Below are 20,019 nucleotides of genomic sequence, written 5' to 3' on the forward strand. Positions count from 1 at the left end.
TCGACAACGCTCGCGGCGACTGACGCTATTGGCCAGCGCGCCCTGATCGTGCATCGCTCCGGCGCGATGAAGCGCAGCAGCAGATCGGAAGAGGCTCAAGGCGCTGCGCTGGTGTCCCGACCGCGATCCACGGCGTCTGCATGCGCAGATGCAGGCATCATCAACACCTCCGCCAGACCACGATAGATCGGCACGCGGCACACCAACCCAGACACGCCGCGCGCGATCAGGACCGTGGCCAGGATCGGCAGCAGCAGATCACCACTATCGGTCAGCTCCAGCGAGATCACCGCCGAAGTCAGCGGTGCCTGGGTGACGCCGGTCAGATAGGCGCACATGCCCAACAGCACAAACGCACGCGGATCCACACCCGGCATCAGCACCGCGAGGTTGTGCCCAAGGCCGGCACCGACCGCCAGCGCCGGCGAGAACAGGCCACCGGGGATGCCCGCCACGTAGGACGCCAGATTCGCCAGCAGCTTCATCAACCCGAACTCGTGACCGACCATCGCCTGCCCCTGCACCAGACTGCGCGCCTGCTCGTAGCCGGTGCCGAACGCGCCTTCACCGAAGACCAGGGCGAGCAGTACCACCACCAGGCCGCAGCCTGCGGCCAACAGCACGGGATGCCGCTGGCGCAGCTGGCCCAGCCAGCGCGGGCGGCCCGCCGCACTGGCCAGCACCGCACGCGCGAACAGGCCTCCCAGCAAGCCCGCCACCACGCCGCACAGCAGGATCGCCAGCCAGCCCTGGCCCAGCGGCAGGCGTGCGCTCACATGGCCGAAGTAGGTGTAGTTGCCCAGCAGGCCCAGCGACACCACGCCACCGACGATCACTGCGGTCAGCAAGGTGCCGGAAAACCGATGTTCGAAGCGGCCGCTGAGCTCTTCGATGGCGAAGACGATACCCGCCAGCGGTGTGTTGAATGCCGCAGCGATGCCGGCCGCGCCACCGGCCAGCAGGAAGTGCGAGAGCTCGCGCGGGTCCTTGAAGCCGAACCAGCGGCCGAACAGGTACATCAGGCTGGCGCCCACATGCACCGTCGGGCCCTCGCGCCCGACCGACGCGCCGCCAAGCAGCGACAACGAGGTCAGCAACAGCTTGCCGGCCGAGACCGCAGGCGAAAGATTGGTCCTGCGAAACAACTCATCCGGCTTGTCCAACGCGGCGATGACCTGCGGAATACCGCTGCCCCGCGTGGGTTTCAGCACACCGGAAGTGAGCCAGGCCAGCAGCGCGAAGACGCCCGGCGTCAGCAGCAGGGCCCACCACGGCGAGTGCGAGGTGATGCGCTGGAACAGGTGAAACGCCGCGTCGCTGGCCTTGGCGAACAGGATGGCCACCAGTGCCACGGCCACGGCGCCGCCCCAGAGCGCGGCACGGCGGCGCCAGGCCTCGCTGAGAACCAGCGCGGTGATGCGGCCGCGGAGGCGATGGAGATCGGTCATGCAAGGCAGTCTGGACGCTGCGGAGGAAGGCGGACAGCGGCCACTGTGGCTGAAGGCCTTGCAGGATGCGGTGAAATGCACTGGTACTGCCGGAAACGCACCCGAAACCCGGACAGATGCAACGATCTGCCACGCCCGATGTTCAGATCGCCAAACGATGGAGAACGTGGGTCAGCGCAAGCTGGGAACACCCCCGGTCCGGCAGTACACCATCCTCGCCGGGCGCCCCCACCTCGAACCCTTCCTCGACGTCCTCGTAGTACAGCAACCCGTCAGGTAGATGTGCGACCACCCACACCGACTCGATGGTACGCAGCCTGTGCAGTGGCATTGCGCGCAATGGCACACGCAGAGACTCGAAGATGGCTCGATGCCCCGGTGAGCAGTCCTGCAATTGCCGCGCGATCAGGGCTTCCAGTTCTTCGCGGGTGATGGGCAACCAGCTGTCGAGAGGGTCCATTGCAACGCGCCCGATTGAATGTGCACGCCTGAGTGTATCTCCAGGGCCCCGCGCACCGCCTCTTTCCGGATCAGCTTCAACGCGTGTCCCGGCAGCACGTGCCGGCCTGTTGTTGCGTCACCGGCTAGTCGGTGAAGCGGGCCACCACCGCACCGTAAACAATTTTCAATACATTGCAGTTGACAGCCTGAACGCCCCCACCCACACTGCCGCCCTCGCTCCACTCGTACCCAAGGTCCCGCCATGGCTGCTGCCATCCGCCACGACTGGCAACACGACGAACTGCAGGCGCTGTTCGATCTGCCGTTCCCCGAGCTGCTGTTCCGCGCCGCAGCGGTCCACCGCGAGCACTTCGACCCATCGCAGGTGCAGGTCTCCACGTTGCTGTCGGTGAAGACCGGCGGCTGCCCGGAAGACTGCGCGTACTGTCCGCAGGCGCAGCGCTACAGCACCGGGGTGAACGCGCAGAAGCTGATGGAGACCGATGCGGTGCTGGCCAAGGCACGCCAGGCCAAGGCCGCCGGTGCCTCGCGCTTCTGCATGGGTGCCGCGTGGCGTTCGCCGAAGGACCGCGACATTCCGAAGGTGGCGGCAATGATCGCCGGGGTGAAGGCACTGGGCCTGGAGACCTGCGCCACGCTGGGCATGCTCAGTGGCGAACAGGCACGTGCGCTGAAGGACGCCGGCCTGGACTACTACAACCACAACCTCGACACCGCGCCGGACTACTACGATTCGATCATCCACACGCGCCAGTACCAGGACCGTCTGGATACGCTGGAGCACGTGCGCGATGCCGGTCTGAAGACCTGCTGCGGCGGCATTGTCGGCATGGGCGAGACGCGCGCGCAGCGTGTCGGCCTGCTGCTGGCACTGGCCACGTTGCCGGCGCATCCCGATTCGGTGCCGATCAACAAGCTGGTGCAGGTGGCCGGCACGCCGCTGCATGGCAGTGCCGAGCTGGACCCGTTCGAGTTCGTGCGCATGATCGCGGTGGCGCGCATCGCCATGCCGCGCTCGATGGTGCGGTTGTCCGCCGGGCGCGAGGCGATGAGCGACGAACTGCAGGCGCTGTGCTTCCTGGCCGGTGCCAATTCGATCTTCTATGGCGACAAGCTGCTGACCACGGGCAACCCGGAAAGCGAACGCGACCTGGCCTTGTTCGCACGCCTGGGCCTGCAACCGATGGCGGTGCAGGTAGATGCCGAGGGCCACGACCACGGCGGCACCGTGCACGCCGATATCAGTGCCGATACGCCCGGCTGTGGCTGCGCTCACGCGGCCTGAGACGGGCCGCAAGCAGGCGTCGCGGCAACGCGCTACCCTAGCCGCCCCGTCGTCGCATTCAGCCACCATGGCCCGCCCCGACCTGACCGCCCGCCTCCACGCCCAACGCGCCCTGCGCGATGCCCAAGGCCGTCGCCGCCCGCGACGCACGGTCAGCCGTCGTGATGGCGTGCGCCTGGAAGTGGACGGCCAGTGGCTGACCGGCTTCTGCAGCAATGATTACCTGGGCCTGGCCCAGCAGTTCAGCGTGGTCAATGCGCTGCAGGATGCTGCCGCGCGCGAAGGTGCTGGCGCCGGTGCCTCGCACCTGGTCTGCGGCCACCACGCCCTGCACGAGGCACTTGAACGCGAAGTGGCCGAGTGGCTGGGCTATCCGCGTGCGCTGCTGTTCGGCAGTGGCTTCGCCGCCAACCTGGCGGTGCAGCAGGCATTGCTGAGCGAACAGAACGATGTCTGCGTACAGGACAAGCTCAACCACGCCAGCCTGCTCGATGCGACGCGGTTGGCCGGTGCACGCCTGCGCCGCTATCCGCATCTGGATGCGGAAGGCGCGATGCGTCAACTCAAGCACGCGCCCGATGGCGCGGCGATGCTGGCCACCGATGGTGTCTTCAGCATGGATGGCGACATCGCACCGCTGCGCGCTTTGTCGCTTGTGGCACGCCTGCAGCAGGCGCTGTTCTACGTCGATGACGCGCACGGCGTGGGCGTGGTCGGTGATGGCCGTGGTGCCGTGGCCGCCGCCGGGCTGGGCGTGGACGACGTACCGCTGCAACTGGTCACGCTGGGCAAGGCACTGGGCGGTTCCGGTGCACTGGTGCTGGGCCGTGACGACCTGATCGAGCATCTGGCCGAAACCGCGCGCCCGTACATCTACACCACCGCCGTGCCACCGGCGATGGCCGCTGCGGCGCTTGAAGCAGTGCGCCTGGCGCGCCGCGACCACTGGCGCCGCACCAAACTGACCGACCTGATCGCGCTGTTCCGCAGTGAAGCGCGTCGCCACGGCCTGGACCTGATGGCTTCGGAAACGCCGATCCAGCCGCTGCTATGTGGTGATGACCATACCGCAGTGGCGATGTCCACGGCGCTGGAACAGGCCGGCTGGCTGGTCGGCGCGATCCGCCCACCGACGGTGCCGGAAGGCAAGGCGCGGCTGCGCGTCACGCTGTCCGCGCTGCATACGCCGGAACAGGTGCGTGGCCTGGTCGAGGCCATCGCCAGCGCGCGCGACCGCGTGACCCTGGCCGTGCGTGAAGCCGCGCCACCGCCGCTGCCCGCTTTTGCCTGAGTTCCGTGTCGTTGCCCATGCATATTGAAGTGACCGGCCGTGGGCCGGACCTGGTTCTGATCCACGGCTGGGCCCTGCAGGGCGGTGTGTTTGCACCACTGGTGCAGCGCCTGGCGGACCAGTTCACCCTGCACCTGGTCGACCTTCCCGGGCATGGCCACAGCCGCGAGGACACCACGCCGCTGCGCCTGCCGTTCGTGGTCAATGCCATTGCTGCGGCCACGCCGCCGGCGGTGTGGTGCGGCTGGTCGCTGGGCGGCCTGTTCGCGCTGCATGCTGCCGCGACGCTGCCGAAGGTGCGCGGGCTGGCGATGATCGCGGCCACGCCGCGCTTCGTGCGTGGCGAAGACTGGCCGCACGCGGTGGAACCGGCGGTGTTCGAACAGTTCGGGCGCGAGCTGGCCAGCGACTTCGGTGGCACCCTGGAGCGCTTCCTGGCGCTGGATGTGATGGGCTCGGCACACGCCCGCGAGGAGCTGCGCACGCTGCGCCAGCGCCTGGTCGAGCGCGGTGCGCCCACCGAACGCGCCCTGCTGGAAGGCCTGCGCCTGCTGGAAGGCACCGACCTGCGCGGCGCCCTGCCGACGCTGGGCAAACCCAGTCTGTGGATCGCCGGCCAACGTGACCGGCTGGTGTCGCCGACGGCGATGCAGGCGGCCGCTGCGCTGGCCCCGGGCGGGCAGGCGCTGACCATCGCCCACGGCGGCCATGCACCCTTCCTCGGCCATGCCGACGAGGTCGCCGCCGCCCTGCAACACTTCGTTGCCGGCCTGTCACCGGCCGATGGCGGACAATGAGCGCCTTCCGAATTCCGCAGGATTGACGCATGGATCTGGGTATCAATGGCCGCTGGGCACTGGTCTGCGGCGCAAGCAAGGGGCTGGGCCTGGGCTGCGCGCGTGCGCTGGTGCGTGAAGGCGTCAACGTGGTGATCGTGGCCCGCGGCGAAGCCGCCCTGCAGGCCGCCGCTGAAGAGCTGCGCGCGCTGGCCGGTGCCGCCGAGGTGCGCGCGATTGTCGCCGACGTCACCACCGAAGCCGGCCGTGCCGCCGCGCTGGCCGCGTGCCCGCAGGTGGACATCCTGGTCAACAACGCCGGTGGCCCGCCGCCCGGTGATTTCCGCAATTTCGAGCGTGACGACTGGATTGCCGCGCTGGACGCCAACATGCTGGCGCCGATCGCGCTGATCCGCGCCACCGTCGACGCGATGATCGCGCGCGGCTTCGGCCGTGTCGTCAACATCACCTCGTCGGCGGTGAAAGCCCCGATCGACATCCTGGCGCTGTCCAACGGCGCGCGCAGTGGCCTGACCGGTTTCGTCGCCGGCCTGTCGCGCCGCACCGTGGCCCACAACGTCACCATCAACAACCTGCTGCCCGGCCAGTTCGACACCGACCGCCTGCGCGCCAACTTCGCCCACAGTGCGGGCAAGGACGGCGACGCCGGCGAAGTGGCCGAACGCCGCCGCCAGCAGATCCCCGCCGGCCGCTTCGGCACACCCGACGAATTCGGCGCCGCCTGCGCCTTCCTGTGCAGTGCACAGGCCGGTTACCTCACCGGGCAGAACCTGCTGATCGACGGCGGCGCCTACCCCGGTACGTTCTAAGAGACTTTCGCAATGCCGTCCCACTTCGATGCCCGCCACGTCCGCCGCGCGTTCGCCCGTGCCGCCAACAGCTACGACGCCGCCGCCGCCCTGCAGCGCGAAGTGCAGTCGCGGCTGATCGAATCGCTGGACTACCTGGAGGCACGCAAGCCCGAGGTGGTGCTGGACATTGGTGCCGGCACCGGCCATGCCAGCGCGTTGATGAAGAAGCGCTGGCCGAAGGCGCAGGTGATCGCGCTGGACGTGGCGCTGCCGATGCTGGACCAGGCCAAGCGCCAGGCCGGTTGGTGGAAGCCGTTCCAGCGCCTGTGCGGTGACGCCGCCGCGCTGCCGCTGGCCGACAACAGCGTGGACGTGATCTTCAGCAACCTGTGCCTGCAATGGGTGGACGACCTGCCGGCGGTGTTCGCCGGGTTCCGCCGTGTGCTCAAGCCAGGTGGCCTGCTGGTGTGTTCCACCTTCGGCCCGGAAACGCTGGTCGAGCTCAACGAGGCATTCGCCGCTGCCGATGACCGCCCGCACGTGAGCCGCTTCGCGCAGATCGCCCAGTTCGGCGATGCGCTGATGATGGCCGGCTTCCGCGACCCGGTGCTGGACCGCGACCTGTTCACCCTGACCTACGACGATCTGCCGTCACTGATGCGCGAACTGCGTGCGATGGGCGCGACCAATGCACGGGTGGACCGACGCCACACGCTGACCGGGCGTGGCCGCTTCGCTGCTGCGGCGGCCGCCTACGAGCCGATGCGCCGCGCCGACGGCAAGCTGCCGAGCAGTTGGGAGGTGATCTATGCGCACGCCTGGGCGCCGGACCCGGGCGCGCCGATCCGCGAAGGTGGGCATGACGTGGCCTCGGTGCCGGTGTCGGCAATTCCGATCCGGCGCAAGCAGAGCTGATCGTCCGGTAGTGCCGGCCGCTGGCCGGCAACTTCATGATTCCATGCTGGGCATCTGCCGGCCAGCGGCCGGCACTACCGCATGCCACTCCGCACGCGAATCGCTCCGGTAGGTGCCAACCTTGGTTGGCACACCCCATCAGATCGCGGTGCCGCCAGCAGTGTGCCGACCAAGGTCGGCACCCACCCAAATGCAGGCTTCCGCCTCAGGTGTTGGCCGGCGAACTCAGCGGCGGGCGCACCAGGTCGCGGTGGAAGAAATAGATTTCCTGCACCAGGAAGCGCCAGCTGGTGTGGAAGCTGCGGAAGCGCGTGCTGGGCGTGGACGAGGCCAGCGCATCGATGCCCAGCGCCTTGCTCAGGCGCAGCGCGCGCGCCATGTGCAGCGGATCGCTGACGATGATCACCCGGTGCAGGTCGCGCTGGTCCATCAGCCGCTTGGCTTCAACCAGGTTCTGCACGGTATTGCGCGAGGCGGTTTCGATCAGGATCGCATCGTCCGGCACGCCATGTTTCAGCGCATAACGCCGCGCCACCTGCGATTCGGAAAAACGCGCGCCGGTGCCGCCATAGCCGCCGGTGAAGATCAGCAGCGGCGCGTACTGGGCCTCGTACAGGTCCAGCCCATGCCGGATACGCTCTTCGAACACCGGTGACGGTTTGGCGTCATAGGCGGCCGCACCCAGCACGATGATGGCGTCGGCCTTGGCGGCCTGGTCACGCTCGCCGACCCAGACGATCCAGGCAGTCACGCCCAGCAGCCAGATCACCAGCAGGACAAACAGCCGCCACAGCCAGCCCAGCAGGCCGGTGCGAGGCCGCTGCCGGTCGCGGCTCACGGCGCGCCCCAGCGCAGCGCTGGCAGGTCGACGTTGCCGCCGGACAGCACCAGGCCCACGCGCAGTCCGGCGAAACGTTGCGGCTGCGCCAGCACCGCAGCCAGCACGGTGGCCGAGGACGGCTCGACCACCTGCTTGAGCACCTCCCACAGCAGGCGCATCGCGGCCATCGTCGCCGCGTCATCGACCACGATCACCTCGGCACCGGCCGCGCGCAGCAGTTCGAAATTGGGCGCGCCGATCAGGGTACGCAGGCCATCGCAGATCGTGTCCGGGGTGAACGCGTCCTGGCGCTCGCCAGCGGCCAGCGAGCGCGCGGTATCGTCGGCACCGGCCGGCTCGGCCAGCACCAGACGGGTCTGCGGGCTGGCGTGCTGCAGCGCCAGCGCAGTGCCGCTGGCGAGGCCGCCGCCGCCCACCGGTACCACCAGCACGTCGAACGGGCCGTCGCTGTGCAGCAGTTCCAGGGCGGCGGTGCCCTGCCCGGCCATCACCGCCGGATTCGTATAGGGATGCACCAGGGTCGCGCCGGTGTCGGCCTGCACCTTGGCGCAGGTGGCCTCACGGTCGGCAATGGTCGGCGGGCAGTGCCAGAGCGTGGCGCCATGGCGGGCAATATTGGCCAGCTTGGCCGCCACCGCACCTTCCGGCACCACCACGTGACAGGGAATGCCCCGGGTACGTGCGGCCAGCGCCAGGGCGGCGCCGTGATTGCCGGAGGAGTGGGTGACCACGCCGGCACTGGCGGAATCAGCCTCCAGCGACCACACCGCGTTGCAGGCACCGCGGAACTTGAACGCACCACCACGCTGCAGGTGCTCGGCCTTGAACGCCAGCTGTGCCCCGGCCAGCGCATCGAGCGTGTGCGAGCGCAGCACCGGGGTCACGCTGGCATGCGGGGCGATCCTCGCGGCAGCAAGCAGGACGTCGTCGGCGCGGGGCAACAGTGAATCGCTCATGACGCAAGATTAACGTATGCCCCCGCGCTGGCGACCGGGACACAGGTCATGCCAGCATGCAGCCCTACGCCTCCATTCATCCTGGCCGGCGGAATTAAGGGCCGATTCAACGCTGGCGCCCGAAGCTGACTGCACACCCGTCCTCTGGGGGGACCCACCATGAAAATGCGCCTGATGCTTGCCGGTGGCCTGTTGCTGGCCCTGACCGGCTGCACCACCTACGACTATGTCGGCGGCGGCCGCAGCGGCAGCTACTACCACGGTGCGCCGTCGGTGGAATACCGCTACCCGGCCGGCTACCCCTACAACTACGGCCCCTACTACGGTGGCTATGGCGGCTACTACGGCGGCTACGGCAACCCGTATTACTCGCGCCCGATCTACCGCCCGCCGCACAACCACCGCCCGCCGCCGCGTCCGGGCAATGGCGGCGAGCACCGTCCGCCGCCGCCGTCGCGACCGTCGTACAACGGGGGTTCGCCGTGGCGGAACATGGACTCCATGCGCCGCCCGCCGCAATCGAACGCCCAGCCGTCGGCGCCCCCGCCGCAGGCCCGTCCGGCACCGGCACCGAGTGCGCCGAGGATGAACGGTTCCCCCTGGCGCAACATGGATCGTGCGACGCAGCGCACAGTTGAGCGCTGAACCGTCTTGCATTTCACACGGTCTAAGCCGCAATCTACGCGGACAGTGACGGCCCGCGTCACAAAGTGACAAAAACGACACGGGCCGCCGCAAAAAGCTCTACGTCGATATCCGACAGGAACATCTGGATCCCCCCTGTTCCGGCCCTGTCGGATGTCGGCACCTCTGAAGACAAACGGCCCCGCAATGCGGGGCCGTTTGTTTTGGACCGGGGTCGCCGAGCCGTCCACGCATGGCGTGGATCTACCGGGCATTGCGCGCGATGGGCATCCACACGCGGCGTGGATCGACCCTGGGGCCGTCATCAAGTAGATCCACGCCATGCGTGGATGAAGCTCTCCCGACAGCCCCAAAAAAACAGGGCCGGACAGTCCCCCGACTGCCGGCCCTCTGCTCCCCCACCGTGCGCCTGTACCGGCCCCTGTTCCAATTCCGGTCACGGGCGCCTACGGCGCCAGCCACGATGGGTGCTATTGGGTTATCTGCAAAAATCCTGCCAACTTTAGGGCTGATTTCGACGCCGGCCGGCCGGCACCGACGTCCCGGCCCCGAATGGCGCTAAAATCGCCACCCCGGCGCCGCCCCCGGTCCGCGCCCGCCCCCAGCTGAACAGCCCCCCATGAACCCGTCCTTCCATCGTTACGACGTCATCGTCATCGGCGGTGGCCACGCCGGCACCGAAGCCGCGCTGGCCGCGGCCCGCACCGGCGTGCGCACCCTGCTGCTGACCCACAACATCGAAACGGTGGGTGCGATGAGCTGCAACCCGGCCATCGGCGGCATCGGCAAGGGCCACCTGGTCAAGGAGATCGACGCGCTGGGCGGTGCGATGGCGCATGCCGCCGACCGCGCCGGCATCCAGTGGCGCACGCTCAATGCCTCCAAGGGCCCGGCCGTGCGCGCCACCCGCTGCCAGGCCGACCGCAACCTGTACCGCATGGCGATCCGCGCCATCGTCGAGGGCCAGGCCAACCTGACCGTGTTCCAGGCCGCCGTGGACGACCTGGTCATCGAAGGCGACGCCGTGCGCGGGGTCATCACCCAGACCGGGCTGCGCTTCGATGCCGAGGCCGTGGTGCTGACCGCCGGCACCTTCCTGGCCGGCAAGATCCATGTCGGCCCGACCCAGTACGCCGCCGGCCGCATGGGCGACCCGCCGGCCACCACGCTGGCCGCGCGGCTGCGCGAGCGCCCGTTCCAGGTGGACCGCCTGAAGACCGGCACGCCGCCGCGCATCGATGGCCGCTCGCTGGACTACAGCGTGATGGACGAGCAGCCCGGCGATTCGCCGCGGCCGGTGATGTCCTTCCTCGGCTCGGTGGACGAGCATCCGCAGCAGGTCAGCTGCTGGATCACCCACACCACCGAACAGACCCATCAGATCATCCGCGACGCGCTGCACCGTTCGCCGCTGTACAGCGGCCAGATCGAAGGCATCGGCCCGCGCTACTGCCCGTCCATCGAGGACAAGGTGGTGCGCTTCGCCGAGAAGGCCAGCCACCAGATCTTCGTCGAACCCGAAGGCCTGGGCATCGTCGAGATCTACCCCAACGGCATCTCCACCTCGCTGCCGTTCGACGTGCAGCTGGAGATGGTGCGCAGCATCCGTGGTTTCGAGAACGCACACATCACCCGCCCCGGCTACGCGATCGAGTACGACTTCTTCGACCCGCGCGGGCTGAAGGCCTCGCTGGAAACCAAGCTGGTCAACGGCCTGTTCTTCGCTGGCCAGATCAACGGCACCACCGGCTACGAAGAGGCCGCCGCGCAGGGCCTGCTGGCCGGCCTCAACGCCGCACGCCAGGTGCGTGGGCTGGACGGCTGGTGCCCGCGTCGCGACGAGGCCTACCTGGGCGTGCTGGTGGATGACCTGATCACCCACGGCACCAACGAGCCGTACCGCATGTTCACCAGCCGCGCCGAGTACCGCCTGCAGCTGCGCGAGGACAATGCCGACCAGCGCCTGACCCCGACCGGCCGCGAAATGGGCCTGGTGGATGATCGCCGCTGGAGCGCGTTCGAGACCAAGCAGGCCGCCGTCGCTGCCGAGCGCGCACGCCTGGGTGCGCTGTGGGCAACCCCGGCCAATGCACTGGGCCGCGAAGTGAACGAGACGCTGGGCGTGGCGGTCAGTCGCGAGACCAATGTGCTGGACCTGATCAAGCGCCCCGAGCTGGATTACGCCAAGCTGATGCAGGTGCCCTCGCTGGGCCCGGCGGTGGCCGATGGCAAGGTCGCCGAGCAGGTGGAGATCGGCGTGAAGTACGCCGGCTACCTGGACCGCCAGCGCGAGGAGATCGAGCGCCAGCAGCGGCATGAAGCCACGCCGATCGCTGAAGCCTTCGACTACACGACGGTGCGCGGGCTGTCGGCCGAAGCGCTGCAGAAGCTGGAGCGCGTACGCCCGCAGACCATCGGCCAGGCACAGCGCATTCCGGGCATGACCCCGGCAGCGATCTCGCTGCTGCTGGTGCACCTGGAGCGCGCACGCCGGGGACGCGTGGCGTAACACGAGCGCGATAGATGCCATCCACGCATGGCGTGGATCTACTGCAATGCTGCGCGCGATCCGCTGTTCCGCATACAGCATCGGCTACAGCTACGAACCGTAGCGGGTAGTGCCGGCCGCTGGCCGGCAACCGCAGAACTCCAGACATGACCTTGAGGTTGCCGGCCAGCGGCCAGCACTACCCTGCGGTGCGCGCGCGGCGTGCAGACCACGCAGGTATCATCGTCGTGAACGCCCTGATTTCCGGAGACTTCGATGAACCCGCTGCGCCCCTTCCGCGACAAGATGCCCGTCCTCGGCGAACGCGTGTACATCGATCCGGCCTGCACCATCATCGGCGACGTGGAGCTGGCCGATGACGTGTCGGTGTGGCCGGGCACGGTCATCCGCGGCGACGTCAACCATGTGCGTATCGGTGCACGCACCAACGTGCAGGACGGCACCATCATCCACGTCAGCCACCACAGCCCGTACAACAAGGCCGGCTACCCGACCCTGATCGGCGAAGGCGTGACCGTCGGCCACGGCTGCATCATCCATGCCTGCACGATCGGCGATTACAGCCTGATCGGCATGGGCGCCTGCATCCTCGATGGCGCCCGCGTGGAGCGCCATGGCTTCGTCGGCGCCGGTGCGGTGATCGGCCCCGGCAAGGTGGTGGGCGAAGGCGAGCTGTGGGTCGGCAACCCTGCACGACCGGCACGCACGCTCAGTGACAAGGAGATCGAGGCGCTGCATTACTCGGCCGACCACTACGTGCGGCTGAAGGACGAATACCGGGGCTGAGCCCCCGACGCTGCCATGCGGCTCTGCTAAAGTCTTGGCCCGACCAGGACCTGTCGAGACCCCCATGCCTGTGGCTGCCCGCCGGAGAGGACTCCGGCGCCCACAACGAAGGCCATCGCGCTGATGGCCGCACCGATGCTCGATACCTACCGCGAGGTGGTGACGCCGGAGGGTGTGCCGCTGCAGTTGCCTGCCGCCGGCCCGGTACCGCGGGCGATGGCCTGGCTGGTCGATCTTGGCGTGCGCATCGCGGCACTGGTGCTGGTGTCCATTCCGCTGGCGCTGCTGGACAAGTTCGGCTCCGGCCTCTACCTGGTGCTGATGTTCCTGGTCTACTGGGCCTACCCGATCGTCTGCGAAGCGTTGTGGGGGCGCACGCTGGGCAAGCGTGCGCTGGGGCTGCGCGTGCTGTCCCGCGATGGCGCGCCGGTAGGCTGGATGGCGGCGATCACCCGCAACCTGCTGCGCACGGTGGACATGCTGCCGTTCGGCTATGCGCTGGGCCTGATCAGCAGCCTGTTCGATCCGCATGGCCGCCGCCTTGGCGACCTGGTGGCGGGCACCGTGGTGGTGCACGCACCCGCGCTGTACCTGCCACCGCCGCCGACCATCGACAGCGTGCTGGCCCCGCCGCAGCCGCTGCGACCAGAGGAACAGGCTGCGTTGATGGCCTTCGCCGAGCGCGCGCCACGGTTGTCGCCGGCGCGCCAGCAGGAGCTGGCCGGTATTGCCGAGCCACTGACCGGCACCCATGGCCAGGTCGGCGTGCTGCGCCTGTATGCGATGGCCAACTGGCTGCTGGGGCGGCGATGAAGCAGGAACAGTTCGTCGCCCGCTACCAGCAGGAATGGCAGGACCTGGAGCAGTGGCTGCTGCTGCGTGCCGGTGCCTCACGCCGCACGCGCCGCAAGGCCAGCGGCCTGGCACTGGATGACACCACCTTCCCGCAGCGCTACCGGCGGCTGTGCCAGCAACTGGCGCTGGCCCGCGAACGCGGCTACAGCCCGCAGCTGGTGCAGCGCCTGCAGCAGCTCATGCAGCAGGGCCACAGCGTGCTGTACCGCACGCCGCCGACGCGCTGGCGGGGTGCCCTGGAGTTCCTGGTGGCCGACTTCCCGCTGCTGGTGCGCAGCCAGGCGCGCAGCATGTGGGTGGCGCTGGCGATGTTCGCGCTGCCGGCGGTGGCCTGCTTCGTGCTGGTGCAGGTCTATCCGGACCTGATCCACATGCTGATGGACAACCGCCAGATCGCCGAGATGGAGCGCATGTACGATCCCGCCGCCGAGCGCCTGGGGCGTGACAGCGGCACCGACTGGATGATGTTCGGCCACTACATCATGAACAACATCAGCATCGCCCTGCGCACCTTCGCCAGCGGGCTGCTGGCTGGGCTGGGCACGCTGCTGGTGCTGTTGTTCAACGGCGTGATCATCGGTTCGGTGGCCGGTCACCTGCAGCACATCGGCCATGGCGACCCGTTCTGGCGCTTCGTGGTCGGCCACGGTGCCTTCGAGCTGACCGCGATCGTGATCGCCGGCGGTGCAGGTCTGCAGCTGGGCATGAAGCTGCTGGCACCGGGTCGGCGCAGCCGCCTGGATGCACTGGTCGAAGGCGGCCGCATCGGCGCACGGCTGTGCCTCGGCGTCGCCTTCATGCTGCTGGTGGCCGCCTTCATCGAAGCCTTCTGGTCCTCGCTTGCCGAAGTACCGGCGTGGGGCAAGTTCAGCGTGGCCGGTGTGTTGTGGGCCGGCGTGCTGCTGTGGCTGTGGCGCGGCGGACGTGGAGGCGGCCATGCGCATTGACCGCCTGGACGTGGCGCTGCGCGCCCGCAGTGGCTGGGAAGCGATGGAGCTGGGCACCGCCCTGTCCCGCCGTCACGCGCGTGCGCTGTGGGGCAGCTGGCTGCTGGCCAGTGCACCGCTGTTCGTGATCTTCAACGCGCTGGGCTGGTGGCTGGATGCCTTCGGCTGGGCCTGGCTGGCGATGTGGTGGTGCAAGCCGCTGTTCGAACGCGCGCCGCTGTACGTGCTGTCGCGCGGCATTTTCGGTGAGCCGGTCGGCACGCTGGCCGCGCTGCGCGCGCAGCGCCACTGGGGCAACACCGGTTTCTGGGGCTACCTGGGCTGGCGTCGCTTCAGCGTGCTGCGCAGCCTGTGCCTGCCGGTGAACCTGCTGGAAGGCAACACAGCGGGCCAACGCGGCCCACGCCGTCGTGCGGTGGCAGCCGGCGCAGCGGGCGCGGCACTGGTACTGACGGTGACCTGCCTGGCGTTCGAAGCCGTGTTGGTATCCGGCGCGATCGGTGCGGTGTTCATGTTCATGCCACTGGAGCTGATGTCCGAATCGTGGCGTGCGGCGTGGGACATGATTGGCAAGGACACGCCGGCATGGGCACGGCTGGGCTTCAACCTGGCGTGCTGGCTGGCCTCGGTGCTGATCGGCCCGTTCTTCGTCGGTGCGGGCTTTGGCCTGTACCTGAACCGTCGAACGCAGATGGAAGCCTGGGACGTCGAAATCGCCCTGCGCCGCCTGCGCGAGCGGCTGCTGCCGGCAGCATCGACGCTGGCGCTGCTGCTGTGGCTGGCACTGCCGCTGGTGTCCGCACCGGTGCATGCGCAGGACGCGCAGACGGTCGCGGAGCAGGCAGGCGATGCCGAAGAGGACGAAGACAGTGCGGAAGAACCGGCCACCGCGGCCAACGACCCCGCCAATACGCCGGCAATGATCTTCGGTACAGCGCCGGTGGACACCGCCGGTTTCCGTCAGGCAGTGAACCGCGCCTATGAAGACCCGCTGCAGCGCCCGACCCGCCAGGTGACCCGCTGGAAGCCGATCGAGCAGGCCGAGGAAAAAAAGAAGGAAGACAAGCAGCTGCAGCGTGACACCAACAGCAAAGGTGAACGCAAGGCGCGCAAGGACGGCATCGCCTGGCTGGCACAGCTGGCCGAATGGGGCCTGTGGGGCCTGCTCGGCATCCTGCTGCTGGTGCTGCTGCTGACCGCGCGGCTGTGGCTGCCGTGGCTGCGTGGCAGTGGCCGGCGCAAGGCCGACGCTGCACCGAAGGTGCTGGAGGAGCAGGTGGAGTTGCCGGTGGTGCTGCCGCCGGACGTGGCCACCCAGGCCGGCCTGCTCTGGGACCAGGGCCGGCCGCGGCAGGCGCTGGCCCTGCTGTACCGCGCCAGCGTGCGCACGGTGGGCGAGCGCAGCGGTATCGCGCTTCCACCCGGTGCTACCGAAGCGCAATGCCTGCGCGCATCGCGACGCATGCCCCAGGCCAGCGACCGTGACCTGTTCGCGCGCATCGTGCGCATGTGGCAGTACGCCGCCTACGGTGGCCGCCTGCCCAGCCGCGCCGATTTCGATGCGTTGGCCGATACCCTGCGCCAGCAGTACGGGTGGCAGGCATGAGTCCGCGCCTGTTCTGGTCGCTGCTGCTGGGCGCGCTGGTGCTGTTCGGCGTACCGCTGACCATCCTCTACCTGCGCACGCACGAGCGGGTGACCGAGACGATCCGGCTGCCGCCACAGGGCGAGGCCGCCTACAACCCGCTGTACGTGCTCGGCCAGGCCCTGCGCGCCGATGGCATCGACGTGCATTCGCGACCGCGGCTGGAGTTGCAGCAGATGACGCTGGGGCGCCACGACACGGTAGTGCTGCTGCAGGACAGCAGCGAACTGCCGCCGCCCGTCGCCAGCGCACTGCTGGACTGGGTCGACGGGGGTGGCCACCTGCTGGTACGTACGCCGCCGCCGGCCGAGGACGATGCCGGCAGCACACAGGGCCCCCTGCTGGACCGGCTGGGCGTGGACAGCCTGTTCCAGCGCAGCGACTGCCAGGCCTTCCATGTCGACGACGATCCTGGCCACGTCGAATTCTGTGGTGGCCGCCGCTTCACCCTGGGGTTTGCGGCCAGTGCGCAGGCCGAACGCCGCTGGGGCACTGATCGCGACCTGGTGTTCGCGCGCCTGCGCCACGGCCAGGGCAGAGTGAGCGTGCTGGCCGACATGGAGTTCATGCGCAGCGAAGTGGACTCACCGGCAGCGCGCCTGGCGTCGGCAGGTGGCGGGGCCAGCGACGGCCTGCACGACGCGTCGCATCGCGACCTGACCCGCTACCTGCTCGATCCGAACTATGGCAAGGGTGCGGTCTGGCTGGTCTATGCCAGCCGCCCGCCGTCGCTGTGGTCGCGCATGTTCTATCAGGGCTGGCCGTTGTGGGTGCCGTTGCTGCTGGCCTTGCTGGGCTGGCTGTGGGGCCGTTCACAGCGCTTCGGCAGCCTGCTGCCGTCGCCGGTGCTGGAACGTCGTTCACTGCTGGAGCACGTGCGTGCCAGTGGCGAACTGCTGCTGCGCTTCGGTCACGGCATACGCCTGTACGAGGCCGTGCTCGCCCTGTTCCTGCACCGCCTGCGCCTGCGCGCACCGATTGCCGCCGCATTGGATGGTGCGCCGCGCGATCAGGCCATCGCCGAGCTGCTGAAGTGGCCGCAGGGCCGCGTCGCCAGCGCGCTCACGCCCCCACCGCCGCACGATTCCTCCGCCCTGCGCGAGCGCATCCGCTTGCTGCTCCAGATGAGATCCCTGCTATGACTGAAGTCCCCGAGCTGCCGGCGGCTGCCAACGCCCGCCTGATCGAACGCGTCGATGCCATCCGCGATGCCGTCGGCCACGCCTTCATCGGCCAGGCCGATGTGCTGGACCAGATCCTGGTGGCGCTGCTTGCCGGTGGTCACGTGCTGATCGAGGGCGTGCCCGGGCTGGGCAAGACCCTGCTGGTGCGCGCACTGGCACAGGCCCTGGAGCTGGATTACGGGCGTGTACAGTTCACCCCCGACCTGATGCCCAGCGACGTCAGTGGCCACGCGGTGTACGACCCGAAGAGCGAGAGCTTCAAGATCCGCCGCGGCCCGGTGTTCACCAACCTGCTGCTGGCCGACGAGATCAACCGTGCACCCGCCAAGACCCAGTCGGCGCTGCTGGAAGTGATGCAGGAAGGCCAGGTGACCATCGAAGGCAAGGCCTTCACCCTGGCGCCGCCGTTCATGGCGCTGGCCACGCAGAACCCGCTGGAGCAGGAAGGCACCTACCCGCTGCCGGAAGCACAGCTGGACCGCTTCCTGCTGAAGGTGCTGATCGACTACCCGCAGCTGGAGGACGAGAAGCGCATGGTGACCGCGATCACCAGCGGCCGCGCCGCCAGCGATTTCGACCTGAGCCAGGTGCCGCGCGTGCTCGGTGCTGGTGAGCTGCTGGAACTGCAGCGCGCCACTGCGGCGATCACCGTCGACGACGAAGTGATCGACTACGCGGTGCGGATTGTGGCAGCCACAAGGCAGTGGCCGGGTATCGCGGTCGGCGCTGGCCCGCGTGGCAGCATCGCGCTGGTGCGTGCCTCGCGCGCGCAGGCGGTGCTGGCCGGTCGTGATTTCGTCACTCCGGATGATGTGCGCGACATCGCACGCCCGGCGCTGCGCCACCGCATCGCGCTGGCCCCGGAACTGCAGATCGAAGGCCAGGACGCCGACGACGTGCTGGGCGCGCTGCTGGCCAAGGTGGAAGCGCCGCGCCGATGAGGCCGGCCCCGCTGCTGCTGGCACTGCTGCTGGCCTGGGCTGCCCTGGGCGGTCTGGTGCTGGGCGGTCTGCTGCCGCGCTGGAGCTGGGCGCTGGCGGCGCTGGCGATTGCCGTGCCGGCGCTGATGGATCTGTGGCGCCAGTGGCGGCGTCCGTCGCCGCAGGTGCAGCGCGAACTGCCCGAAGCGCTGGCACTGGGCGTGCGCCGCGAGGCTGCACTGCGGCTGCAGGCGGACGCACCGATGACGGTGCAGGTGTTCGACCTGGTCCCCGGCGGCTGGCCGCTGGAATCACTGCCGCAGCGCGTGCGCCTGCAGGCGGGCAGTGCTTCCACCCTCCACTACCACCTGCAGCCGCTGCAGCGTGGGCATTTCCGCTTCGAAGGCGTGCACCTGCGCATGCGTTCACCGTGGCGGCTGTGGTGGCAGCAACGCACGCTGCCGCCCGCACTGGACGTGCGGGTCTATCCGAACTTCGTGCCGCTCACCCGCTTTGCCCTGTTCAGTGCCGACCAGGCCTCGCGGCTGGTCGGTGCACACGTGAAGCGCCGCCGCGGCGAAGGCACCGACTTCCACCAGATGCGCGAGTACCGCATCGGCGACAGCCTGCGCCAGCTCGACTGGAAGGCCACCGCGCGTGCGCGCAAGCTGATCTCGCGCGAATACCAGGACGAGAAGAACCAGCAGCTGCTGCTGATGCTCGACAGCGGTCGGCGCATGCTGGCCAGCGAAGGCGGGCTCTCGCACTTCGACCATGCCTTGAACGCCTCGCTGGTGGTGGCCTACCTGGCGCTGCGCCAGGGCGACGCCGCCGGCCTGTTCGCCACCGGTGGCGAGCGCCGTTGGGTGGCGCCGCAGCGCGGCATGGGCACCGTCGAGCACCTGCTGCGCGCCAGCTACGACCTGCAGCCGCGCGCGGTGGCCACCGACTACCTGGCCGCCGCTACCGAAGTGTCGCTGCGCCAGCGCCGGCGGGCGCTGGTGATGCTGGTCAGCAATGTGCGCGACGAAGACATCGAAGACCTGCTGGCGGCGGTGCGCCTGCTGCAGCAGCGCCACCTGGTATGCGTGGCCAGCCTGCGCGAGCGTGAGCTGGACGGTGTGCTGGACAGCGAAGTGCAGACACTGGAAGACGCCACCCAGGCAGGTGCAGCGGCGCTGTACCTGCAGCAGCGCGCGAAGGCGCACGACGCGCTGCGCAGCGAGAAGGTGATGGTGCTGGACGTAACCGCCGATGCCCTGCCCGGTGCGCTGGTGGAACGCTACCTGGCGGTGAAGCGCGAAGGGCTGCTCTGATACCAACGATCGCTTTGGTGGGTGCCAACAACGGTTGCCGGCCAGCGGCCGGCACTACCCCTGCAACAACCAACGTATCGCTCTGGTAGGTGCCAACCTTGGTTGGCACGAAACCCACGGCGCCGACCAAGGTCGGCATCTACCAACGGCGATTGCCGGCCAGCGGCCGGCACTACCCCTGCAACAACCAACGTATCGCTCTGGTAGGTGCCAACCTTGGTTGGCACGGAATCAACGGCGCCGACCAAGGTCGGCCACTACCCACAGCGGTTGCCGGCCAGCGGCCGGCACTACCCCTGCAACAGCCGACGCATCGCTCTGGTAGGTGCCAACCTTGGTTGGCACGAAACCCACGGCGCCGACCAGGGTCGGCATCTACCAACGGCGATTGCCGGCCAGCGGCCGGCACTACCCCTGCAACAACCG

18 protein-coding genes are annotated in these 20,019 nt (G+C 68.8%); 14 read left to right on the forward strand and 4 right to left on the reverse strand.

What is annotated here, in order from left to right; translation table 11 throughout:
• Positions 1–95: 95 nt before the first annotated feature.
• Complete coding sequence (locus ACZLIB_RS21850; protein ID WP_478468727.1) at positions 96–1,448, reverse strand: chloride channel protein; 1,353 nt, start codon at positions 1,446–1,448, stop codon at positions 96–98.
• A 142-nt stretch (positions 1,449–1,590) separates the two neighbouring features.
• Complete coding sequence (locus tag ACZLIB_RS21855; RefSeq protein WP_049400858.1) at positions 1,591–1,908, reverse strand: hypothetical protein; 318 nt, start codon at positions 1,906–1,908, stop codon at positions 1,591–1,593.
• 243 nt (positions 1,909–2,151) lie between these two features.
• Here ACZLIB_RS21855 and bioB point away from each other — a divergent pair, with 243 nt between their 5' ends.
• The 5 genes from bioB to bioC all read left to right on the forward strand — a co-directional run bounded on the left by bioB (position 2,152) and on the right by bioC (position 6,989).
• Positions 2,152–3,195, forward strand: a complete 1,044-nt coding sequence (bioB, locus tag ACZLIB_RS21860) for a biotin synthase BioB (RefSeq protein ID WP_049412416.1) — start codon at positions 2,152–2,154, stop codon at positions 3,193–3,195.
• 67 nt (positions 3,196–3,262) lie between these two features.
• Positions 3,263–4,486 (forward strand): 8-amino-7-oxononanoate synthase, encoded by a 1,224-nt coding sequence (bioF, locus tag ACZLIB_RS21865; protein ID WP_478468729.1) that lies wholly within the window; start codon positions 3,263–3,265, stop codon positions 4,484–4,486.
• A 17-nt stretch (positions 4,487–4,503) separates the two neighbouring features.
• Positions 4,504–5,283 carry a pimeloyl-ACP methyl ester esterase BioH gene (gene bioH, locus ACZLIB_RS21870; RefSeq protein ID WP_478468730.1) on the forward strand — a complete coding sequence of 260 codons (780 nt, stop codon included), beginning with the start codon at positions 4,504–4,506 and terminating at the stop codon, positions 5,281–5,283.
• Positions 5,284–5,312: 29 nt separating this feature from the next.
• Complete coding sequence (locus ACZLIB_RS21875; RefSeq protein WP_478468731.1) at positions 5,313–6,092, forward strand: SDR family oxidoreductase; 780 nt, start codon at positions 5,313–5,315, stop codon at positions 6,090–6,092.
• A 12-nt stretch (positions 6,093–6,104) separates the two neighbouring features.
• The gene (bioC, locus tag ACZLIB_RS21880) at positions 6,105–6,989 is read left to right on the forward strand and encodes a malonyl-ACP O-methyltransferase BioC (RefSeq protein ID WP_049461689.1); all 885 of its coding nucleotides are present in this window, start codon (positions 6,105–6,107) and stop codon (positions 6,987–6,989) included.
• Between the two features lie 205 nt (positions 6,990–7,194).
• On the opposite strand, the gene ACZLIB_RS21885 is transcribed toward bioC, so the two are convergent.
• Positions 7,195–7,839 (reverse strand): YdcF family protein, encoded by a 645-nt coding sequence (locus tag ACZLIB_RS21885; RefSeq protein WP_032127185.1) that lies wholly within the window; start codon positions 7,837–7,839, stop codon positions 7,195–7,197.
• The gene (locus ACZLIB_RS21890) at positions 7,824–8,786 is read right to left on the reverse strand and encodes a pyridoxal-phosphate dependent enzyme (protein WP_049400864.1); all 963 of its coding nucleotides are present in this window, start codon (positions 8,784–8,786) and stop codon (positions 7,824–7,826) included. The genes ACZLIB_RS21885 and ACZLIB_RS21890 overlap by 16 nt, the downstream gene beginning before the upstream one ends.
• Before the next feature lie 159 nt (positions 8,787–8,945).
• Between ACZLIB_RS21890 and ACZLIB_RS21895 the strand changes: the two genes are divergently transcribed.
• The 9 genes from ACZLIB_RS21895 to ACZLIB_RS21935 all read left to right on the forward strand — a co-directional run bounded on the left by ACZLIB_RS21895 (position 8,946) and on the right by ACZLIB_RS21935 (position 19,593).
• Complete coding sequence (locus tag ACZLIB_RS21895) at positions 8,946–9,431, forward strand: hypothetical protein (protein ID WP_019337023.1); 486 nt, start codon at positions 8,946–8,948, stop codon at positions 9,429–9,431.
• Positions 9,432–10,050: 619 nt separating this feature from the next.
• The gene (mnmG, locus tag ACZLIB_RS21900) at positions 10,051–11,940 is read left to right on the forward strand and encodes a tRNA uridine-5-carboxymethylaminomethyl(34) synthesis enzyme MnmG (protein ID WP_478468732.1); all 1,890 of its coding nucleotides are present in this window, start codon (positions 10,051–10,053) and stop codon (positions 11,938–11,940) included.
• Between the two features lie 255 nt (positions 11,941–12,195).
• Complete coding sequence (locus ACZLIB_RS21905; protein WP_032129113.1) at positions 12,196–12,726, forward strand: gamma carbonic anhydrase family protein; 531 nt, start codon at positions 12,196–12,198, stop codon at positions 12,724–12,726.
• Positions 12,727–12,849: 123 nt separating this feature from the next.
• Positions 12,850–13,539 (forward strand): RDD family protein, encoded by a 690-nt coding sequence (locus ACZLIB_RS21910; protein ID WP_478468733.1) that lies wholly within the window; start codon positions 12,850–12,852, stop codon positions 13,537–13,539.
• Positions 13,536–14,528 carry a stage II sporulation protein M gene (locus ACZLIB_RS21915; protein ID WP_032129115.1) on the forward strand — a complete coding sequence of 331 codons (993 nt, stop codon included), beginning with the start codon at positions 13,536–13,538 and terminating at the stop codon, positions 14,526–14,528. The genes ACZLIB_RS21910 and ACZLIB_RS21915 overlap by 4 nt, the downstream gene beginning before the upstream one ends.
• Positions 14,518–16,134 (forward strand): DUF4129 domain-containing protein, encoded by a 1,617-nt coding sequence (locus tag ACZLIB_RS21920; RefSeq protein WP_478468734.1) that lies wholly within the window; start codon positions 14,518–14,520, stop codon positions 16,132–16,134. Before ACZLIB_RS21915 ends, ACZLIB_RS21920 begins: the two co-directional genes overlap by 11 nt.
• On the forward strand, positions 16,131–17,315 hold the full coding sequence (locus ACZLIB_RS21925) for a DUF4350 domain-containing protein (RefSeq protein ID WP_049461684.1): 1,185 nt from the start codon (positions 16,131–16,133) through the stop codon (positions 17,313–17,315). Before ACZLIB_RS21920 ends, ACZLIB_RS21925 begins: the two co-directional genes overlap by 4 nt.
• Positions 17,312–18,298 carry an AAA family ATPase gene (locus tag ACZLIB_RS21930; RefSeq protein ID WP_005411535.1) on the forward strand — a complete coding sequence of 329 codons (987 nt, stop codon included), beginning with the start codon at positions 17,312–17,314 and terminating at the stop codon, positions 18,296–18,298. The genes ACZLIB_RS21925 and ACZLIB_RS21930 overlap by 4 nt, the downstream gene beginning before the upstream one ends.
• Positions 18,295–19,593 carry a DUF58 domain-containing protein gene (locus tag ACZLIB_RS21935; protein ID WP_478468736.1) on the forward strand — a complete coding sequence of 433 codons (1,299 nt, stop codon included), beginning with the start codon at positions 18,295–18,297 and terminating at the stop codon, positions 19,591–19,593. The genes ACZLIB_RS21930 and ACZLIB_RS21935 overlap by 4 nt, the downstream gene beginning before the upstream one ends.
• Positions 19,594–20,019 lie beyond the last annotated feature (426 nt).

The sequence above is a fragment of the Stenotrophomonas sp. 220_Sma genome (assembly GCF_056487375.1).